Consider the following 21,016-nt stretch of genomic DNA (forward strand, 5'->3'; position numbering starts at 1 on the left):
GATGAGCTTTCACCTTGAAAAAGAAACGGATTCATCTTGCCTGTGTAATATTTCATTTCTATGAAATGAGATAAAAACAGCATTTTTATGCATGAATACTGCTAACCCATCAGTCAAAAAGCTGAATTAAACTCAAAATAAGCCTGAGTTCTGCTAAAATATGCGCCATTTCAAGATTTGTCGTGTATTGGGGTTATTTATGTCGACGCTTACCACCCTTAAACAGCTTCTCGCCGAGCGTATATTGATTATTGATGGTGCAATGGGCACCATGATTCAACGCCATAAGCTTGAAGAAGAAGATTATCGTGGTGAGCGTTTTGCCGATTGGGCACATGACCTAAAAGGCAACAATGACCTACTTGTGCTGACTCAGCCGCAAATTATTCAAGGCATTCACGAAGCCTACCTAGATGCTGGCGCTGACATTATTGAAACCAACAGCTTTAACGGCACACGCGTTTCCATGTCGGATTATCATATGGAAGATTTGGTTCCTGAGATTAACCGTGAAGCAGCACGTTTAGCCAAAGCCGCTTGTGAAAAATATTCAACCCCAGACAAACCGCGTTTTGTGGCAGGTGTATTAGGCCCCACATCACGTACCTGCTCTATTTCACCCAATGTAAACGACCCTGCGTTCCGTAACATTACTTTTGATGAACTGAAAGAAAACTACATTGAAGCGACGCATGCGTTGATTGAAGGTGGTGCAGACATCATCCTGATTGAAACTGTATTTGATACCTTGAACTGTAAAGCGGCAATCTTTGCAGTGAAAGAAGTGTTCAAGCAAATTGGTCGTGAACTGCCAATCATGATTTCAGGCACCATTACCGATGCCTCTGGTCGTACTTTAACGGGTCAAACTGCGGAAGCATTCTGGAACTCGGTACGTCATGGTGACTTGCTTTCGATTGGCTTTAACTGTGCGCTCGGTGCAGACGCGATGCGTCCACATATTAAAACCATTGCCGATGTAGCCGATACTTTTGTTTCAGCACATCCAAATGCTGGCTTACCAAATGCCTTTGGTGAATATGACGAAACCCCTGAGCAAACCGCAGCCTTCTTAAAAGAGTTTGCTGAAAGTGGTTTGATTAACATTACAGGTGGTTGCTGTGGTACGACGCCTGACCATATTCGTGCCATTTACAATGCAGTAAAAGACATTAAACCGCGTCAGGTGCCTGAAACGATTCCTGCGTGCCGTTTAAGTGGTTTAGAACCATTTAATATTACTAAAGACTCACTATTCGTGAACGTCGGTGAACGTACCAACGTCACAGGTTCGAAAAAGTTCCTGCGTTTAATCCGTGAAGAAAACTTTGCCGAAGCTTTAGAAGTTGCCCAGCAACAGGTTGAAGCAGGCGCACAGATCATCGACATTAACATGGATGAAGGCATGCTCGATTCGCAAAATGCGATGGTGCATTTCCTCAATCTGGTTGCATCTGAGCCTGATATTTCACGTGTGCCAATCATGATTGACTCATCAAAATGGGAAATCATTGAAGCAGGCTTAAAATGTGTACAAGGTAAACCCGTTGTAAACTCTATTTCCCTGAAAGAAGGTTATGACGAGTTTGTCGAAAAAGCGCGTTTATGCCGTCAGTACGGTGCTGCGATCATCGTCATGGCCTTTGATGAAACAGGTCAGGCCGATACTGCTGCACGCAAACGTGAAATCTGTAAGCGTTCTTATGATGTATTGGTCAATGACGTTGGCTTCCCTGCTGAAGATATTATTTTTGACCCGAACGTGTTTGCTGTTGCTACGGGTATCGAAGAACACAATAACTACGGCGTTGACTTTATTGAAGCGACAGGCTGGATCAAACAGAACTTACCGCATGCCATGATTTCAGGCGGTGTCTCTAACGTCTCCTTCTCTTTCCGTGGTAACGAGCCTGTGCGTGAAGCGATTCACTCGGTATTCCTTTACTATGCCATCAAACAAGGCATGACCATGGGCATTGTGAACGCTGGTCAAATGGCGATTTATGATGACATTCCGCAAGAACTGAAAGATGCAGTTGAAGACGTTATTCTGAACCAGAACCAAGGCGAATCTGGTCAAAATGCAACAGAGAAATTACTCGAAGTTGCGGAAAAATTCCGTGGTCACAGTGGTGCGCAACGTGAAGCGGAAAACCTTGAATGGCGCAATGAATCGGTAGAAAAACGTCTTGAGTACGCACTGGTCAAAGGCATCACCACGTATATTGATGAAGATACCGAAGAAGCGCGTCTCAAAGCTAAGCGTCCTCTAGATGTGATTGAAGGCGCACTGATGGATGGTATGAACGTAGTCGGTGACTTGTTCGGTTCGGGCAAAATGTTCTTACCACAAGTGGTGAAATCTGCACGTGTAATGAAGCAAGCCGTAGCATGGTTGAACCCGTACATCGAAGCTGAAAAAACAGGTAGCCAATCTAAAGGTAAAGTGTTGATGGCAACCGTAAAAGGTGACGTACACGATATTGGTAAAAACATCGTGGGCGTAGTCCTTGGTTGTAATGGTTACGACATTGTTGACCTTGGCGTGATGGTCCCATGTGAAAAAATCCTGCAAACCGCAATTGATGAGAAATGCGACATCATTGGTTTATCGGGTTTGATCACCCCATCTTTAGACGAAATGGTATTTGTTGCCAAAGAAATGCAGCGCAAAGGCTTCAACATTCCATTGTTGATTGGTGGTGCAACCACCTCTAAAGCACATACCGCAGTCAAAATTGACCCGCAATATTCAAATGATGCTGTGATTTATGTGGCTGATGCTTCACGTGCTGTTGGTGTGGCAACCACCCTATTGTCTAAAGAAATGCGTGGCAACTTTATTGCCGAGCATCGTGCTGAATATGCCAAAATTCGTGAACGTTTAGCGAATAAACAGCCGAAAGCAGCGAAGCTCAGCTATGCAGATTCAGTTGAAAATGGCTTTAAGATTGATGACAACTATGTACCACCAAAGCCAAATGCTTTGGGTACACAAGTCATCACCAACTACCCATTGGCAACACTGGTTGAATATTTTGACTGGACCCCATTCTTTATTTCTTGGAGCTTGGCGGGTAAATTCCCGAAAATCTTAGAAGATGAAGTGGTGGGTGAAGCTGCGACTGATTTGTACAATCAAGCGCAAGCGATGTTGAAAGACATTATCGAGAATAATCGTTTCGATGCGCGTGCGGTGTTTGGTCTATACCCTGCACAACGTACAGGTGCAGATACCGTCAGCGTGTTTGATGAGGCGGGGCAAACCGTTACGCATACTTTTGAGCATTTACGCCAGCAGTCTGACAAAGTGACAGGCAAACCAAACTTGTCTTTGGCGGACTACATTAAACCGACAACGACTGAGCAAGATTATTTGGGCGGCTTTACCGTGTCGATTTTCGGTGCGGAAGAATTGGCAAATGAATATAAAGCCAAAGGTGATGACTACTCTGCGATTTTAGTGCAGTCATTGGCAGACCGTTTTGCTGAAGCTTTTGCAGAGCACTTACACGAGCGTATTCGTAAAGAGTTCTGGGGCTATAAAGCCGATGAAACCTTGAGTAATGAAGAACTGATTAAAGAGAAGTATGTCGGTATTCGTCCTGCGCCAGGCTACCCTGCTTGCCCTGAACATTCTGAAAAAGCGGCATTGTTCGACTGGTTAGGTTCTGAAGCGAAGATTGGTACCAAGTTGACTGAACACTTTGCGATGATGCCGCCTTCTTCCGTCAGTGGTTTCTATTACTCACACCCTGAAAGTGAATACTTTAACGTGGGCAAGATTTCTCAAGATCAGCTTGAGGATTATGCGAAACGTAAGGGATGGTCACTGGATGTAGCGAAGCGTTGGTTAGCACCGAATTTGGATGACTCGATTGTTTAATAAATTTATCAAAAGTGATCTTCTTTTATTAAAGGAGATCACTTTGGGTACTCTTTTTCAATTAACTAGACATAATTTTAAAATGGTAAGCTTGAATCTTCTTGATAATATTGATTAAAGAAATCCAGATTAAGATTCTCAAAAAAATCCTTAGCAAATGCATTAACGAAAATTAATCTATTTTTTTCAATATTTTCTGATAAAAACTTTTCTCGAACAGATTTTTCATAGTCCTGCCCTAAATTATCAGGTGCAATTATTATTAATTTTATTAATTTTCTTTGTATAAGAGATTGCTGTATAAGACGATTTATATGATCATCATTAAAGCTATACCCTATAATAACTATGAATTTCAGATTCTCATGTAATGAATATTTCCTCAACTCATATAAGTTAAACAAATATGGATCTAAAGATCTAAGTTTTACAGCTGTGCCAAAAATTACTTGTGGATCATCTTTAATGGGGGTTTCTGAATATTTAGGTAAACCAGAATCTTGCTTTTCCCAATCAATAGAACCATGTAGTTTATATAAATATGCATCGGGAATTTCATCCTCAGGCAAATCATCAAAACGAAGTGATGACCATTCATAAGTTTCAGGTGAAATACCAGTTTCAATGCGCATATTAGAAATGGAAAATGCTTTTTCTACACATATGTCATAATTCAAACTAAAAATTCGTATAGAGGAGTTTATCTCAGCAGAAAGTCTTCCTATATTTGAAAAATATTTTGATTTTCTATAATCATTCAAAGTTACCCATGAAAATAATAACTCTCTAATTCTTTCATCTAACTTTCTTACATTCTCAAAATCCGCCCCAGAAGTTTTTAAAAAATGTTGAGACCAAGTACCAATATAAGGGTAAAGTATATTATCCTCTTGTAGGTTAAGTGCCTCTATAACATTCAGTATTTCCTCAATACTAACTGATATATTAGGAGCATAACTCTTTAGCCCACGTTGGAAAACAATCGCACTTTTAAAGAAAGAATATAGTTTCTTAAGTTCATCATCATTTTTAATTTTTTCTTCAAAGTCAGTAACCATCTTATATGCTGTTGGAATTCCCGCATCAATACTACTACCTGCCCCCAAAATAAAAAGGAGTGTATTATCTTTAAAATAATCTTTATTCATTTACAAAAACCATGGGCTAGAAGTTTTAAGATTAGGCAACTCTTTAAAATTATTTACAAATCCATTCTCATGCACATAATATATAAAATTAGCAATATTCTTTGAATATACTAAGGTAATAGGCAATGAATTTGTTTTAAATCCATGCCAATTTGCACTTGATAATTTAAAGATATCTTCCAATAAACTCTTCATTAAAATATCTTTCGGACTGTGCAATATCTCGACATCAATTGGTTTAGATGGACGATTAGTATAAATATTTTCATTACAATGCCCATCCGTCCAAACTAGGTATTTTTTATGATTTAATTTTATACAAACACCTTTAGCTACTACACAATCATTTCTTCCTGAAAAACCAATGTATTTATTAGATTTATTCAGTTTCATTATCACTAAATCAGCCCTATCATTAAATATAGCCTTAATAATACCGCTCAACTTTCTTATATCATAATTACTTATTTTATTAGTAAGATGGAAAACTACTTGCTTATAACTATCTAGATTTGAAGACTCTTTCAGTGTAATTAAATTTTTCTCAATATCTAAAAAATAATCATCTTTCTCCTCAGCGTGAGCCAATGTCATTGAAGAACTAAAAACTCCTGAAGAATTTGTACACATTGCATATGCATGAAAAACTGTTTTGGTATCATTTATTTGTTTATGGCTAGTTCCAATACCAATTATTAGACTATCCTTATCATCAGATCTGTTAGTGACGCTCCACGGAATTCCATTAGCTTTACAAAAAATCTGTAAAGCCACATTCGAAATACTATATTTTAAAGTATTCTCATTAGAAAGTTTATCACTATATAAGAATTGTGATCCAGCTCCATATTTCAAGCAAAGTAATTTAATAGCAGTATAAAACTGACTAGACTTATACTCTTCCCTTCCATGCAAACAAATAATCAAAAATGCATTTTTATCTTTTTTTAAAATATTTTCTTCAATGGTTATTAAATTACTTAACAAATCACCATTTAACTCATGTTTTTGCACATTATCTTTAGAAACATCCATATTAAAAAACTTCTTCATACCTGAAAAATAATTTTTAAACAAATCTCCTATCAATGCCTTATAAACATTACGTGCAAAATTAACATTTCTCTCATCAAACAAGAAATAAAAATTTTTATTATCAGCAAAACGTATTTTATCTGGATAATTTCTAATCAAGTCAATATTTGATAAAGTCTCGATTCTACCATTACTATAAAAACAATTATCCAATAAAGAACAATTCTTAGAATACCATTTTTTTATTATTCTTATCCCAATTTTTTTTAAAATTTCATCTACAGAATTTTCAAAATTTCTTTCAATAAATTCTCGTATATTCTTATTTTGAAATCCATTTACCTTTCCATTGTTTGTTAAAGAAAAAGATAACTTTTGGACTTGTGTAAAATTCACGCAATCGGCTGATTTTTTAAATTGAAAATCTATTAATAAACCAAACTTTCTATCTATTTCAATATATTCAGGTTGAATTGTAATACCTTGATTTCCAAATATATTGGATTTTATTTTTATAAAAAATTTAAGCTTGTTCTTTTCAAAATTTTCGAATTCTTCATAAAAATTAGTAGCTCTAATTAATTGAGATATATACCACAATGTTAAGTATGGATTTTCTAAACTTGAAAGAGTCTTTTTGTGAAACCCATTTTGATTAGTCATTGAGACTTCATATAACTTTTTACTTGTTTCTTCTATTAAATTTACAAGCCGCGAATTTTCAATTGTTAATTTTTTTTCATCATTATCATTAACTTCTCTAAAGAAAAGATTTAATTCAAAGTTTTGTTCTTCTAACTCAAAAAAATTAATTTCTATATTCATAATCTCATTATTTAAAGTAATAGCTAATAAAATTATGCATGTTTTTTAAACAATTACAACTTTAAGTTGACTCAAGTCTCTTCTATTAAAAATAAAGTCTATTATTCCTTTGTATGTATAGCCTCCCTTAGCACTTATTCTCATCCACTAGACTCAAATTTATATGATCTTCTTTTAAGAATCTTGGCATAATATCTGCCAGAGAATAACAATGCACGAAACATCATCATGAACAGCACTCAACTCTTACTCGGTGTGATCTTTAGCTCAATTGGTTTAGGCTATTTTCTCTATGGCAAAAAACAAAAAATGACCGTACCATTTGTTGCTGGTCTGGTTCTAATGGTTTTCCCTTATTTTATAGAAAGTAATCTCTTGCTGAGTGGCATTGGGATTCTGCTGTCTGTCATTCCCTATTTTTTACGTTTTTAATGCGATTGAGCTGTTTCAAGTGATGCAAATTGAATGTCGACCACATTCCAGTGATGCATCATCTCACGTAAAAATACAAAGTAAACCAGACTGAATACCCCCTGTTCCGCCACTTTACAAACATAATATTCCCGACGCTCGATAAACTCGTTAAAGCCGCTTTCAAGCTGGACTCTATCTATACTGTGCTGATTCGGAAAAAATAAGGTTAAAACTTGCTGAAATAAAGCATCCGCACTGATTGCCATTTTAGGGAGGGTATACTGAATGGGAACAGATTCTAGTATTTCTTCAATCACATAAATCATCAGCTCAATTGCAAGTACATCCAGCACCCCATGCCGCATACTGTTCGACTGAATAAAGCCTAAACCTTTATCGACCTGAAAATGCTGCCCGTCTATGTCGAAACTGAGCTGCTCCAAGCCTAAAGAAAATTTGATTGCAACCTCAGGACTGTTCATAGCCGTCATCCTCCAAAACTAAAGCGCGTAAACAGCTTGAATATCCGACTTCTTTTATCATGGCTGAACCCTACTTATTTCTTTCTTAGGGAAATACAAGGGACTATCAAAGAAATCTCTTAAGCATGTCATTGAAACCTATGCAAAAGCAAAAAACGCGCTATCTTCCTTATCTCATAAGATAGCGCGTCTGTACGTAAAGTTCTGCTGTAATCGGTTTAGTTTGCTTGGGTCTTCGGTAAAAATGCCGTCGCAAAACCAAGTAAGGGCAATAACGAACACACGCCAAACACCCATTCAATGCCTTTCAAGTCTGCCAAATAGCCCAGCCCTGCTGCGGCAATCCCGCTCACGCCAAACATTAAGCCAAACATTAAACCTGCAATCATGCCGACTCGACCCGGTACAGCTTCTTGTGCATATACCACCATGGCAGCAAAGGCAGAAGACATGACTAAGCCAATAATCACTGACAAGATAGTCGTCCAAAATAGATTGGCAAAGGGCATCATTAAAGCGAATGGTGCCATGCCGACAAAAGACATCCAAATGACCGCTTTACGTCCAATTTTGTCGCCAATCGGTCCACCTGCAAAAGTCCCCAATGCCACCGCAGCCAAGAAGGCAAACAAATGTAACTGTGCCGATTGCAGACTGATCTGGAATTTATGCATCAGGTAAAAGGTAAAGTAGTTACTGATACTGGCGATATAGGTAAATTTGGCGAACATCAACACGCAAATGGTCGAGAGTGCGATGATCAACTGACGTCCATGCAATTTGCTTTGCACCTGATGTGCCTTGGCAGCCAATTGTTTTTTGCTGTGACTGATACTCCACTGACTCACACCAAACAACACCCAAATGGCAAGTAACGCAAACACAATCAGCAATGCCACCGCATGTTGTCCAAACGGGACAATAATCAATGCCGCCAGCAAAGGTCCAATTGCAGTGCCTGTATTACCACCCACCTGAAAGGTCGATTGTGCCGTACCAAAACGCCCGCCCGATGCCATACGCGCCACACGCGAAGCTTCTGGATGAAAGGTCGATGACCCCACTCCAATTAACGCCGATGCCATCAACAGCACCATAAAATTCGGGGAAAATGCCAACAACAAAATACCGCTAAAAGTCACCACCATGCCGAGAGGCAATAAATACGGTTTGGGATGTTTATCGGTATACAGTCCAATCCACGGTTGCAGCAGCGAGGCGGTAATTTGATAGACCAATGAAATGAGCCCAACTTGAGCAAAACTCAGCGAGAAATTGGTTTTCAGCATCGGATAAATGGCTGGCAGAACGGCTTGAATCAAGTCATTCAGTAAATGTGCCAGTGCCACCGCACCGACGATTTTCACAATCATCCCTTGTGGCTGAAGACTTGCCACAGCTTCATCCATGCTTTCCTTCGCCTGTATTGAAGACGTCATAGCTGAAAAACTCCAATCATTGATATTTCAACTAATATTGTAAAATGTCATTCATAAGGTTATCTTCCAATAATCCCTGTCTAAGTGACAATTTTCATGCACATTTCAGATTCACTGATTGAAACGGAAATGTCCGAACTGGTGATTGGACTTTCCTCTGAACATACTTATCGCGAAATTACCCCTGCCCATCACCATTCACGGGCCCAGTTTCTGTATGCTTCGACAGGAATTATTCAGGTCTTTACCCCCAATCATGTCTGGCTGATTCCACCGATGTGTGCACTATGGATTCCCGCCTATGTGGAACATAGCGTCATTTCTTTAAGTCGGGTCAAAATGAATACCGCTCTGGTGGAAGCGCAAGCGGCATCAGTCTTGGGTCAACAGTGTTTTATTATTCGGGTCAGCAAGTTGTTGCATGAACTGCTGATTCGTTTAAATGCGATTGAGCACATTCCGACCTCCGAATTACTCAGCTCTGATGAGCTTTCTCATGCCATACAAATTCTAATTTTTGATGAAATACAGAAAGCCAATTCGTTGCCGATTCAGATCCCATGGCCGCAAGACAAACGCCTGATGAGTATCTGCCAAGCGCTGTTACAGGCACCACAACAGCATAAGGACTTAAGCACATGGGCAGATGAAATTGGCACCAGTGCCAGAACCTTGATGCGCATGTTTCAGAAGGAAACGGGGCTGTCCTATCGGGCATGGTTGCAGCAAATGCACATTGCCCAAGCCTTGAGTAAAATTGCCAGTGGTCAGTCGATTGCCCAGATCTCGGAATCACTGGGTTATACCAACCCCAGTGCCTTTAGTGCCATGTTTAAGCGGCATTTGGGACAAACACCGCAGCAATTTAAATATAAAGAGGAATAAATTAGCAACCAAGGACTTAGGCCATCAGACGGTCAATAAATAAAACCCCATTAAGGTGATCGACTTCATGCTGCACGATGCGTGCGGGAAAGCCTTCGAACACAGTTTCCATCACATCTCCCGCCAAGGTGTGATAGAGCACTTTAATCGCTTGTGCACGTTCGACCTGACCTCGTTCATTTGGCACACTCAGGCAGCCTTCTTCACCAAAACAGGTGGCTTCAGAAAATTCTAAAATCTGTGGATTGACCATCACCACCGCATCCATTTCAGGTGCATCGGGGTAGCGTGGATTCGGACGTGACGCCACAATAATGACTTGTTTAGAGATATAGAGTTGCGGTGCGGCAATGCCGACTCCATTGCGTTCCAACATGGTCGCGTGCATGGCAGATGCCAACTGCATCAGCCATTCACTGTTAAATTCAGTATCGGCAACAGGGGCAGCTTTCAGATTTAAAATGTCTTCTCCACGTTGTGCCACAGGTAAAATCACGCTCATACACGGTTCCTAAAAGTCGCAACTCAATGCTTGGTTCAATCCTATTCTGAACCAGTTCTGCACAAAATGAAATCCGCAGTTTAATGATGGATTTCGATGCTTTAAGCGTTCTTGTGCAGCCTTTGGCAATGTAATGGATCTATTTCAAAGATAAAAACAGAATACACCCCCCGCATAAAAAATCGCCCAACTTTTAAGATGAGCGATTGCAATAAAACCTATTGAAAGGACAGAACAGCTTGATTCAAATCAGATGCGTTTAATCAAATAGGTAGTTAAAAATCAGATAGGCTGCAAGTTTGGCGGTTCGGTTATCCAAATCAAACTGCGGATTGCACTCCGCCACATCAAACACCCGTATTTTGCCTGTCTGTTTAATCGCTTGGAATAAAGGTTCAAAGACATTCAAATCAATGCCTTTTACCGCTGGCGCGCTGACCCCAGGCGCAATGCTGGCATGAAAAACGTCTAAATCAATGGTCACATACAGCACATCAACTTTCGCCATAAAGGCTTGCACTTTTGCAATCAGACTTGGCAGTTGAGCGACCTGTAATTCGTGATCATAAATATAGTCACACTGCAAACGATCTGCGGTATCAAACAGCACTTTGGTATTGGCATGTTTGGCGACACCAATGCACAAATAATGAAACTCTTGCTGATGCTGTGCCGAAAGCTGTGCTGCATTTAAAAATGGCGTACCTGACGTCACCTGCTCGGCTTCGCGCAAGTCAAAATGTGCATCAAAATTGATAATGCCGATTTTCTGCTGTGGTTGATGCTGCTGCACATATTGGAACAGTCCCGAGAAACTACCAAAAGCGACTTCATGACCACCACCAAGGACAATCGGCTGCATGCCTTTTTCCAGACTGTATTGTACTTGGTTCGCCAATTCAGCCTGTGCCTGTTCCAGTTGGTCCTGTTGGCAAATCACATTCCCTAAATCTTGCAACGTGAGGGGTTGATGGACAGGCAAGTTCGCCAACTGACTACGAATCGCATTTGGGGCTTCTGCCGCACCTACACGCCCTTTATTGCGCTTAACCCCTTCATCGGAACTAAAGCCAATGAGGGCATAGTCTGCCGTTGCACTGCGGTTGATGATCTGGTGGATACGCAAATGCTCTTGCCCATCCCCATCATGTCGACCTTGCCAAATAAAAGCTGTATTCATGTGTTGCTCACTCTATTTCATCGCCATGACAGGCTTAGCACTGCACTTCTACACCATGCTGCACAATACGTTTTGGTAAATCGCCACCTAACCAGTAGACAATTTCAGAAGGGTGTTCAATGTCCCACGCCACGAAATCAGCCACTTTGCCTTGCTCTAAACTGCCGTGTGTGTCCTGTAAACCCAGCGCATGTGCGGCATGAAGGGTCACCCCCGCCAAGGCTTGTTCAGGGGTTAAACGGAATAAGGTGCTGCCCATATTCAGCATTAAGCGTAATGACAATGCAGGCGACGTCCCCGGATTCAAATCACTGGATAAGGCAATACGTACGCCATGTTCCAGTAGGCTTTGCATCGGTGGCAATTGGGTTTCTCTTAACAGATAAAATGCTCCCGGCAATAACACCGCAATCGTACCTGCTGCTGCCATGGCTTTCACATCATCTTCTGTCATATATTCCAAATGATCTGCCGAAAGTGCATGATAACGTGCTGCAAGGCTTGAACCACCTAAAGCGGACAATTGTTCCGCATGCAGTTTGACTGGAAGATTAAGGGCTTGTGCGGCTTTGAACACCCGTTCCACTTGTTCGGGTGAAAAAGCTAAATATTCGCAAAAAGCATCTACCGCATCGACCAGACCTTCGGCATGCAGTTTAGGCAACATCTCGGTACAAATGTGCTCAATATAGGCATCACTTTGATCTTTATATTCAGGCGGTAAAGCATGTGCTGCTAAGCAGGTGCTTTTGACCGTCATCGGTAACACTTCAGCCACTTGACGAATCACACGCAGCATTTTGCGCTCATTGGCATAGTCCAGCCCATAACCAGACTTAATTTCAATGGTGGTGACCCCATCTCGTTGCATGCAACGAATACGCTTTAAGGCTGAAGCCAATAGTTGTTCTTCTGTCGCTTCACGGGTTGCACGCACAGTGCTGGCAATACCGCCTCCACTGGCTGCAATTTCAGCATAACTTACGCCTTGCAATCGTTTTTCAAACTCTACGCTGCGGTTGCCACCAAAAACACTATGGGTATGACAATCAATTAAACCTGGTGTTACCCAGGCACCATTCAGGTCGATTCTTTCGGCATAATCATCCTTAGGCAAATCTTGCTCAGCACCAATCCAGTGAATATGCTGTCCAGAAGTGACTATGGCTGCCTGTTCAATACTGGAATATTGTCCATTTTGCATGGTTGCAATGTGACAGTTGTGCCAAAGTTTTTTCATTCGTCATTCCTCAAACGACCCAGCGTGACAAATTGAGTCGCATCGTGTTTAGCTTTCCATTTCAAGGTTATTTGGTCAGTCTTGCTGCTCAACTTCGACTGTATTTTGCTTTGGTTTCACCTAAGTGATATCAGCAATCTACAGTGACAACAGCCAGCCAGCACCTGCATTAATTACAGAACGGGTATCTGGGAAATACCCCATCATCGCTAAAATGAACAGCATGAATACAATGGCAAATGCTGGAGCATAATGATGCCTGTTGTGACATTCTTACCCCCAATTATTGAGGAAATTTATTAAGTTACGGCCACTTCATGTGGCCGTTTTTTTCATCACTTTTCTTACAAACTTGGCAGTAAATCTGGCAGCAACAATTCATTTAAGCAGCCGCTTGCGAGTAATTCACTTGCCTGCTCAATGTCTGGTGCAAAGAAACGGTCCTCACTGTAGTACGGCACTTGGTCACGTAAAACTTTGCGTGCACGTTCCAATTTTGGAGAGCTTTTTAAGCCTTCGCGGAAGTCCAAGCCCTGACATGCGCCTAACCATTCCACTGCCAAAATGCCACGTACGTTGTCTGCCATGTACCACAAGCGTTTGCCTGCATTCGGAGCCATAGACACGTGGTCTTCTTGGTTTGCAGAAGTTGGCAAGCTGTCCACACTGGCTGGATGCGCCAAGGCTTTGTTATCGCTGGCCAATGCGGCTGCTGTTACTTGAGCAATCATGAAGCCTGAGTTGACACCACCATTGGCTACCAAGAATGGCGGAAGTTGTGACATGTGGCGGTCCATCATCATCGAGATACGACGTTCAGACAGTGAGCCGATTTCTGCAATTGCCAAAGCCAGATTGTCTGCTGCCATCGCGACAGGTTCCGCGTGGAAGTTACCGCCCGAAATCACATCACCTTCAGCAGCAAACACCAATGGGTTGTCCGATACGGCATTGGATTCAATTTCCAACACTTCAGCCGCTTGACGAATTTGGGTTAAACATGCACCCATCACCTGTGGTTGGCAACGGAGTGAGTACGGGTCTTGCACCTTGCTACAGTCTTCGTGAGAGTGTGCAATTTCACTCGATTCAGTCAATAAATCACGATAAGCCGCAGCCACATCAATTTGACCACGTTGACCACGCACCGCATGGATACGCGCGTCAAACGGTGCTCGTGAGCCGAGCATTGCTTCTACGCTTAAACCACCACACACAGTTGCCGCTGCAAATAAATCTTCTGCTTCAAATAAACCGCGTAATGCATATGCTGTAGAAACTTGTGTTCCGTTTAATAATGCAAGACCTTCTTTAGCTGCCAATGAAATTGGCTCTAAGCCAGCAATTTTCAGTGCTTCAACCGCTGGTAACCATTCGCCTTTATAACGTGCTTTGCTTTCGCCCAATAACACCAAAGACATGTGTGCCAATGGTGCCAAGTCACCTGAAGCCCCTACAGAACCTTTTAATGGAATATGCGGATAAACTTCTGCATTGATTAATGCAAAAATAGCATCAATCACTTTACGGCGAATGCCTGAAAAACCACGTGCCAAGCTATTCGCTTTCAGCAACATAATTAAACGAACCATGGCATCGTCCAGTGCTTCACCCACACCTGCGGCATGTGACAACACCAAAGAACGCTGTAATTGTTCTAAATCTTCTGGGGCAATTTTGGTTGATGCCAATAAACCAAAGCCTGTGTTAATCCCGTAAGCCGTACGACCTTCATTTACAATTTTTTCAACACATGCCACGCTAGCATCAATTGCGGGTCCAGCACTTTCATCCAAAGTGACTTTAATTGGATTTAAATAAGCTTGGCGAAGATCTGCGAGGGTAAGTTGACCAGGTTGCAGTAAGAGTTCCATGTTTTCGTCCTGTTATGCACGATTAGGTGAAATTACGGTGCTGGAATTGCTTGATCAACAGCACCGTAATCAATGTCCGTAAATGATGTTATTTGGTGATCATTGGCAAGTGTAAACCTTGCTCTTTTGCGCAGTCGATTGCAATCTCATATCCTGCATCTGCATGACGCATCACGCCAGTTGCTGGATCATTGGTCAATACACGTGCAATACGTGCTGCTGCTTCATCCGTACCATCACAGACAATCACCACGCCAGAGTGTTGAGAGAAGCCCATACCCACACCACCACCGTGATGTAAAGATACCCAAGTTGCACCACCCGCCGTATTTAACAGAGCATTCAATAATGGCCAATCCGATACGGCATCTGAACCATCTTGCATCGATTCTGTTTCACGGTTTGGACTTGCCACCGAACCTGAGTCTAAATGGTCACGACCAATCACGATTGGTGCAGATAATTCACCCGAACGCACCATTTCGTTAAATGCCAGACCCAGTTTTGCACGCAAGCCTAGACCCACCCAACAAATTCGCGCTGGTAAACCTTGGAAACTGATGCGTTCACGCGCCATGTCTAACCAGCGATGTAAATGTTCATCATCTGGAATCAATTCTTTGACTTTAGCATCAGTTTTATAGATGTCTTCTGGATCACCTGAAAGTGCCGCCCAACGGAATGGACCGACACCACGGCAGAACAATGGACGAATGTACGCTGGAACGAAGCCTGGGAAATCAAAGGCATTCTCTACGCCTTCATCTTGCGCCATTTGACGAATGTTGTTGCCATAGTCAAAAGTTGGTACGCCCATTTTTTGGAAATCCAACATCGCTTGTACGTGTTTTGCCATCGATTGTTTGGCTGCTTTCACCACAACTTCAGGCTCTGTTTTCGCACGTTGGCGATATTCTTCCCACGTCCAGCCAATTGGTAAATAACCATTCAGTGGGTCATGCGCACTGGTTTGATCCGTCACCATATCTGGATGCACACCACGGCGAACCAATTCAGGTAAAATTTCTGCAGCATTGCCATGCAGTGCAATTGAAATGGCTTTGCCTTCTTTGGTGTATTTCTCAATACGCGCTAAAGCATCATCAAGGTCAGTCGCTTGTTCATCGACATAACGGGTACGTAAACGGAAATCAATACTTGCTTGTTGGCATTCGATATTCAGTGAACATGCACCGGCCAATGTTGCCGCCAAAGGTTGTGCACCACCCATACCACCTAAACCAGCAGTTAACACCCAACGACCAGTTAAGTCACCGTTGTAATGCTGACGGCCTGCTTCTACAAAGGTTTCATAGGTACCTTGTACAATGCCTTGGCTACCGATATAGATCCACGAACCTGCGGTCATTTGACCGTACATCGCCAAGCCTTTGGCATCGAGTTCGTTAAAGTGTTCCCAGTTGCCCCAGTGTGGCACTAAGTTTGAGTTAGCAATCAAAACACGTGGTGCATCTTTATGGGTTTTAAATACGCCGACTGGTTTGCCAGATTGCACCAATAAAGTTTCATCGATTTCTAAATTTTTTAAAGTTTCAACGATTTTATCGAAACATTCCCAGTTACGCGCAGCACGACCAATACCACCATAAACCACGAGTTCTTTTGGATTTTCTGCAACATCTGGGTCAAGGTTATTCATGAGCATGCGCAGTGGTGCTTCAGTTAACCAGCTTTTCGCATTCAGTTGTGTACCACGTGGTGCGCGAATTTCTACATCGCGAAATTTTGTTGTTGCTGCTGTCACGATCGGACTCCTTCCTTTAATTTTTTCAGCAGATCGGATCTGCCTTATCTGTACAATGATGTACTAACTTGTATATACATCCATATACTACACAAAACAAAATGATTGAAAAGATGCTTTTTTATATTTTTTATTAAAAATTAATAACTATATGTTTTTGATAATTTTATTTATTAATAGCAATAAAAAAACACATACAACTACAAATTGTATGTGTTTCAATGACACAGGTTAAAATTAGATTTTGGTGAGTTCAATCAGACAACATTGTCTTAACCTTGAGCTTGGGAATAGGAGATGTTTCACATTTTGATGAGAATGTAGATAGAGGCTGTGTTGTTGCTCAAGCTGGAAAAGTTCACCCTCTATCCTGATGTCTAGCATTTCCGTACTTGAGTTAAAAATGAAGAGGATATCTGCCGAGGAAAAAAATTCAGTCGCTTGATGACTAACGATCCATTGATAGCGGACAGCATAGTGCTCGGGCTGATAGATTAAATTAAAGTCACGGATGGGACCTGCCAATAATTCACAACTGACCGTACTGTCTCCACTAAAAGGAAGCGACTGCAAGCTTCGAAGGGTATGACTTTTTCCATTCACCTGTAGGGCAATACCTTCGCCCTCTAATACTGTCAGTATGCGCTGCATGCCATGAAAAGGAGAAAATGCACCCGACGTAGTGACATCCGCCATAGAAATGCGCCAGTCAAATTCAGCCAGATCGTCCCCTGCGCTGCGTGCCAGTTCTAAGGTATAGCCTGCTCCATTTTTCCAGCGCATTTTTCGGTAGTCGCTGAGTGTCAGCAACTCAATCATGGGGTAAATTTACCTTCCAAATAATAACGGCTGCCCGGATAAATCAGTCTGGCACTAGAAATCAGTTGTTTATTCGACCATGTGCGACGGCGAATCAGTAAACAAGGTTCAGTTTTGTTGATTTTTAACCATTTACATTCTTGTGCAGAGGCTTGAATGGCCGTGACCACATGCTCACCTTCCGTCACCGGGGCTTTCGACATTAAATAAGCATTCGGGGTAATTTTAGTAAAATCTTGGCTGAGATAATCGGAAATAATGTTCGGATCGACCAAACGGTCTTCAATCTGTACAGGCACATTATTTTCATAATGCACAATAATCGAGTGAAAAAGTTTCTGCCCTTCTCGCACCTGCATCAACAGACTTTGTTCAGGATTGGCTTGGATTTGTTCCAGCACCAACACTTCGGCATGGTGCTTGTGGTTGCGGGCAATAATCTCATCCGCAATATTGTTAATTTGAAATAAAGCGGTGCGTCCCTGACCTTCGGCAACAAAAGAACCTACGCCTTGAATTCGAACCAGTAAACCTTCGGTGGTCAGTTCACGTAAGGCGCGATTCACGGTCATACGACTACAGCCCAGCAAATTCACCAATTCACTTTCAGAAGGAATCTTTTTATTGACTGCCCATGTGCCTTCATAAATTTTCTGTGAAATCATTTGTTTGACACGTAAATACAATGGCACCGGACTATCGTCTTCTAAAGATAACTCCAAATCGTGTTGTGTTTTCCCTCTTGGCATTTGCTAAACCCATACAAAATAATCAAATTTATCTTATCTTACCCTATACATATTTGTATATACAAGTTCATACAAATAGCGCATTTTTAAATATGCAAATTGATCAAAAGTTTTGTCCTTACTTCATATCCATACACAAAAAAGCCATGCTGATGCATGGCTTTTTGGGCTTACTGCTGGAGGATATCCCCAAAAATATTAAGCAGGAATTTGCTGAGTAATACAGTGAATATTGCCACCACCCAACAAAATTTCACGTGCAGACACACCTGTAATTAAATAGTCAGGGTACATTTGCTGGAACAATGCCTGTGCTTGTTGATCCGTGCTTTCATCGAATAACGGGAAAATAATCTGCTGGTTACTGATCAAATAGTTCACATACGAACCTGCCAAACGATTGCCTTCAACACGCTCAATCGCATTGCCTTTTTGCACATCGTGGGTTTCATTTTCACGCGCATAAAGTGGACCCGGTGCTGGTAATTTCCAGACTTTCAAACGACGACCTTGTGCATCCACTGTATTTTCCAGAACCTTCAATGCCGCCATAGAACGTGCATATTGTGGATCAGTTTCATCATCAGTCCAGTGTAATGCCACTTCACCTGGACGAACAAAACAGCACATGTTATCGACATGCCCATCAGTTTCATCGTTGAAGACACCTTCAGGCAACCAGATGAAATTGGTCACGCCTAAGCATTCTTGCAGAATTTCTTCAATTTCGTCTTGAGTTAAATCAGGATTACGATTTGGGTTCAACAGGCATTCTGCTGTGGTGAGCAACGTACCTTCACCATCGACATGAATCGAACCACCTTCTAAAACCAAAGGTGCTGAATAAGTATCGAGTTCATGCATTGCAGAAATTTGTTTGGCAATCAACTGATCTTGATCCCACGGGAAATATAGACCGCCATTTTCTCCGCCCCACGCATTGAAAATCCAATCAATACCGATCCGTTCACCTTGTGCATTTTTCACAATTGATGGACCAGTATCACGCGTCCATGCATCATCACTTTCCATGGCATACAAAGTGACTTCAGCAGGCATGATCTGACGTGCCTTTTCCATTTCTGAAACAGGTACCGCCATAAAGACAGGCGTCTTTTGTGCAATGGCTGCCGCAACTTGCGCAAAGGCTTGCTGTGCTGGTTGCGCATTGTCACGCCAGTTATCGGTACGGTATGGCCAAATCATCCAAACGGCTTCTTGCGCTGCCCATTCACCTGGCATGCTATAACCTTGTTGCTTAGGCGATTTCACTGTGTGTTGCTTTTCTACCACAAGTTCCATTTTTCCACTCTCTTTAATCTTGCATGTTTCCAAATTTTTGCTTTAGTGAATTAAAGTCGTTCACTGACACTTGTTTAACCGTTTGAAACTTCTTCCGCAGGTGAGCCTAAAGAAATCGGCTGCTTTTTAATTTTCTTGTACACCACCAAGACCACTCCTACACATAACCAGACCCCACCAAACTCTAGTGCTGACATTTCCAGATTGATCCATAACCCCAGCAAGGAAAGTACCGATGCGAGGGGTAAAAACAGATTCATAAACAGATTCTTCAAGCCTGAACGTTCCTTTCGGATCACGTAGAATTTCATAAATACCGAGAAATTCACCATGGTAAAGGCTATCAGCGCACCAAAGCTGACAAAACTCACCACCATTGCCAAATCGACATAAATAGCCAGCAGGGAAATTAATCCGACAAAGATAATTGAATACAGCGGAGTGCCTAGTTTGCTACTGACCGATCCAAAAACGCGTTTATTGAATATGCCATCACGTCCCATAATATGAATCAGGCGCGAAGCACTGGCATGCGTTGCTAAACCCGATGCAAAGGCATTCATAATTTGTACGGTTAATAATTGGGTCTGAAATGCTGCACCGCCGACAATCAAGGCAATTTCAGGCAAAGCTTCATCTGGATTTTTAAATTGCGCCAAGGTCGGAAACTGTAAAGTAACGAACCAAGATACGGTAATGAAAATCGCACCACCCAACACCGTCGTCCAAATAATCGCTTTGGGAATGGTTTTGGTTGGATTCTTGGTTTCATGCGCCAAAGTCGAGACCGCATCAAAGCCCAAGTAAGAGAAACAAACCAACGATACACCCGCGACCAGTGTTGCCAGTTCTGGATCGCCATTAAACATCGGCTTTACCGTCATTACCTGACTATAACCTTGCGTGCTTCCAATACCCGTCACGACTAGATAGATAAAGACCAACATCATCACCAAAGTCGCGAGGACAAAAACAAAACTGAAATTGGCTAAAATATTAATGCGGAAGCTGTTAATCAGGGTCACCAATCCCACCATGATCAGCACCCAAGTGGTATAAGACACATCTGGGAAGATGGAGTTTAAATAGAACCCAGCCAACAACGCATTGATCAGCGGTAGCAACATATAATCTAGTAATGAACACCACCCCACAAAAAAGCCCATGGTTTTACCGCAGGTTTCAGTGGTATAGGTATAAGCCGAACCTTCTTTGGGTGACAATCGACTAAAACGCGCATAGCTGAATGCGGTTAACAGCATGGCAACCAGTGCCAGCAAATAAGCTAATGGTACTTGACCATTGGTGACCCTTGAAATAATGCCGAAGGTATCAAATACCGTTGCTGGTGCCATATAGGCAACCCCAATGACAACCACTTGCCAAAGGGAGAGACTCCTGTGTTTATTCTCGCCTTCCATGCTTTTACTCCTGTAGCAATGCAAGCACTTTTTTTCGTGCAATCGGTGTT

16 protein-coding genes and 1 pseudogene are annotated in these 21,016 nt (G+C 41.9%); 3 read left to right on the plus strand and 14 right to left on the minus strand.

All coding sequences use genetic code 11. The features are described from left to right. The first annotated feature begins 199 nt into the window (after positions 1-199). The gene (gene metH / locus GWK51_RS09360; protein ID WP_161933498.1) at positions 200-3,886 is read left to right on the plus strand and encodes a methionine synthase; all 3,687 of its coding nucleotides are present in this window, start codon (positions 200-202) and stop codon (positions 3,884-3,886) included. Between the two features lie 77 nt (positions 3,887-3,963). Here metH and GWK51_RS09365 read toward each other — a convergent pair whose 3' ends face one another. Further along, positions 3,964-5,034 (minus strand): SIR2 family protein, encoded by a 1,071-nt coding sequence (locus GWK51_RS09365; RefSeq protein WP_100241428.1) that lies wholly within the window; start codon positions 5,032-5,034, stop codon positions 3,964-3,966. After that, positions 5,035-6,894 carry a Piwi domain-containing protein gene (locus tag GWK51_RS09370; RefSeq protein ID WP_161933499.1) on the minus strand — a complete coding sequence of 620 codons (1,860 nt, stop codon included), beginning with the start codon at positions 6,892-6,894 and terminating at the stop codon, positions 5,035-5,037. Between the two features lie 228 nt (positions 6,895-7,122). On the opposite strand from GWK51_RS09370, the gene GWK51_RS09375 reads away from it, so the two are divergent. Further along, positions 7,123-7,326 (plus strand): amino acid transport protein, encoded by a 204-nt coding sequence (locus tag GWK51_RS09375; protein WP_161933500.1) that lies wholly within the window; start codon positions 7,123-7,125, stop codon positions 7,324-7,326. Here GWK51_RS09375 and GWK51_RS09380 read toward each other — a convergent pair. After that, positions 7,323-7,790 (minus strand): hypothetical protein, encoded by a 468-nt coding sequence (locus GWK51_RS09380; protein WP_235941118.1) that lies wholly within the window; start codon positions 7,788-7,790, stop codon positions 7,323-7,325. The genes GWK51_RS09375 and GWK51_RS09380 overlap by 4 nt on opposite strands. A 218-nt stretch (positions 7,791-8,008) precedes the next feature. Next, entirely contained in the window at positions 8,009-9,229 is a 1,221-nt protein-coding gene (locus tag GWK51_RS09385) for an MFS transporter (RefSeq protein WP_161933502.1), read from the minus strand. Between the two features lie 102 nt (positions 9,230-9,331). Between GWK51_RS09385 and GWK51_RS09390 the strand changes: the two genes are divergently transcribed. Further along, on the plus strand, positions 9,332-10,114 hold the full coding sequence (locus GWK51_RS09390; RefSeq protein WP_100241466.1) for an AraC family transcriptional regulator: 783 nt from the start codon (positions 9,332-9,334) through the stop codon (positions 10,112-10,114). A 16-nt stretch (positions 10,115-10,130) separates the two neighbouring features. Here GWK51_RS09390 and def read toward each other — a convergent pair whose 3' ends face one another. The 10 genes and pseudogenes from def to GWK51_RS09435 all read right to left on the minus strand — a co-directional run bounded on the left by def (position 10,131) and on the right by GWK51_RS09435 (position 20,966). Next, entirely contained in the window at positions 10,131-10,616 is a 486-nt protein-coding gene (def, locus tag GWK51_RS09395; protein WP_161933503.1) for a peptide deformylase, read from the minus strand. A 259-nt stretch (positions 10,617-10,875) separates the two neighbouring features. Next, positions 10,876-11,796, minus strand: coding sequence for a formimidoylglutamase (gene hutG, locus GWK51_RS09400; protein WP_161933504.1), 921 nt, complete (start codon positions 11,794-11,796; stop codon positions 10,876-10,878). 34 nt (positions 11,797-11,830) lie between these two features. Next, positions 11,831-13,036 (minus strand): imidazolonepropionase, encoded by a 1,206-nt coding sequence (gene hutI, locus GWK51_RS09405; RefSeq protein ID WP_161933505.1) that lies wholly within the window; start codon positions 13,034-13,036, stop codon positions 11,831-11,833. A 138-nt stretch (positions 13,037-13,174) separates the two neighbouring features. Continuing rightward, positions 13,175-13,288: pseudogene (locus GWK51_RS16820) on the minus strand (hypothetical protein); the annotation flags it as partial. A 92-nt stretch (positions 13,289-13,380) separates the two neighbouring features. Continuing rightward, entirely contained in the window at positions 13,381-14,910 is a 1,530-nt protein-coding gene (gene hutH / locus GWK51_RS09410) for a histidine ammonia-lyase (RefSeq protein ID WP_100241437.1), read from the minus strand. Positions 14,911-14,998: 88 nt separating this feature from the next. Next, on the minus strand, positions 14,999-16,675 hold the full coding sequence (hutU, locus tag GWK51_RS09415; RefSeq protein ID WP_161933506.1) for a urocanate hydratase: 1,677 nt from the start codon (positions 16,673-16,675) through the stop codon (positions 14,999-15,001). Positions 16,676-16,912: 237 nt separating this feature from the next. After that, positions 16,913-17,494, minus strand: coding sequence for a HutD/Ves family protein (locus GWK51_RS09420; RefSeq protein ID WP_161933507.1), 582 nt, complete (start codon positions 17,492-17,494; stop codon positions 16,913-16,915). Beyond that, positions 17,491-18,243 (minus strand): histidine utilization repressor, encoded by a 753-nt coding sequence (gene hutC / locus GWK51_RS09425; RefSeq protein WP_161933508.1) that lies wholly within the window; start codon positions 18,241-18,243, stop codon positions 17,491-17,493. Before hutC ends, GWK51_RS09420 begins: the two co-directional genes overlap by 4 nt. 198 nt (positions 18,244-18,441) lie before the next feature. Beyond that, a complete protein-coding gene (gene aguA / locus GWK51_RS09430) occupies positions 18,442-19,545 on the minus strand; it encodes an agmatine deiminase (RefSeq protein WP_161933509.1) in 1,104 nt (367 codons plus the stop codon). A 74-nt stretch (positions 19,546-19,619) separates the two neighbouring features. Beyond that, entirely contained in the window at positions 19,620-20,966 is a 1,347-nt protein-coding gene (locus GWK51_RS09435) for an APC family permease (RefSeq protein WP_161933510.1), read from the minus strand. Positions 20,967-21,016 lie beyond the last annotated feature (50 nt).

Source organism: Acinetobacter kanungonis, assembly GCF_009939195.1.
GTDB classification, from domain to species: Bacteria; Pseudomonadota; Gammaproteobacteria; order Pseudomonadales; family Moraxellaceae; genus Acinetobacter; species Acinetobacter kanungonis.

Bases quoted from the DNA above. Each gene is read 5' to 3' on its own strand.
- GWK51_RS09380 (WP_235941118.1), bottom strand. From the start codon at position 7,790: ATGAACAGTCCTGAGGTTGCAATCAAATTTTCTTTAGGCTTGGAGCAG.
- hutI (WP_161933505.1), bottom strand. From the start codon at position 13,036: ATGAAAAAACTTTGGCACAACTGTCACATTGCAACCATGCAAAATGGA.
- hutG (WP_161933504.1), bottom strand. From the start codon at position 11,796: ATGAATACAGCTTTTATTTGGCAAGGTCGACATGATGGGGATGGGCAA.
- metH (WP_161933498.1), top strand. From the start codon at position 200: ATGTCGACGCTTACCACCCTTAAACAGCTTCTCGCCGAGCGTATATTG.
- hutH (WP_100241437.1), bottom strand. From the start codon at position 14,910: ATGGAACTCTTACTGCAACCTGGTCAACTTACCCTCGCAGATCTTCGC.
- def (WP_161933503.1), bottom strand. From the start codon at position 10,616: ATGAGCGTGATTTTACCTGTGGCACAACGTGGAGAAGACATTTTAAAT.
- aguA (WP_161933509.1), bottom strand. From the start codon at position 19,545: ATGGAACTTGTGGTAGAAAAGCAACACACAGTGAAATCGCCTAAGCAA.
- GWK51_RS09435 (WP_161933510.1), bottom strand. From the start codon at position 20,966: ATGGAAGGCGAGAATAAACACAGGAGTCTCTCCCTTTGGCAAGTGGTT.
- GWK51_RS09385 (WP_161933502.1), bottom strand. From the start codon at position 9,229: ATGACGTCTTCAATACAGGCGAAGGAAAGCATGGATGAAGCTGTGGCA.
- GWK51_RS09370 (WP_161933499.1), bottom strand. From the start codon at position 6,894: ATGAATATAGAAATTAATTTTTTTGAGTTAGAAGAACAAAACTTTGAA.
- GWK51_RS09375 (WP_161933500.1), top strand. From the start codon at position 7,123: ATGAACAGCACTCAACTCTTACTCGGTGTGATCTTTAGCTCAATTGGT.
- GWK51_RS09420 (WP_161933507.1), bottom strand. From the start codon at position 17,494: ATGATTGAGTTGCTGACACTCAGCGACTACCGAAAAATGCGCTGGAAA.
- GWK51_RS09365 (WP_100241428.1), bottom strand. From the start codon at position 5,034: ATGAATAAAGATTATTTTAAAGATAATACACTCCTTTTTATTTTGGGG.
- hutC (WP_161933508.1), bottom strand. From the start codon at position 18,243: ATGCCAAGAGGGAAAACACAACACGATTTGGAGTTATCTTTAGAAGAC.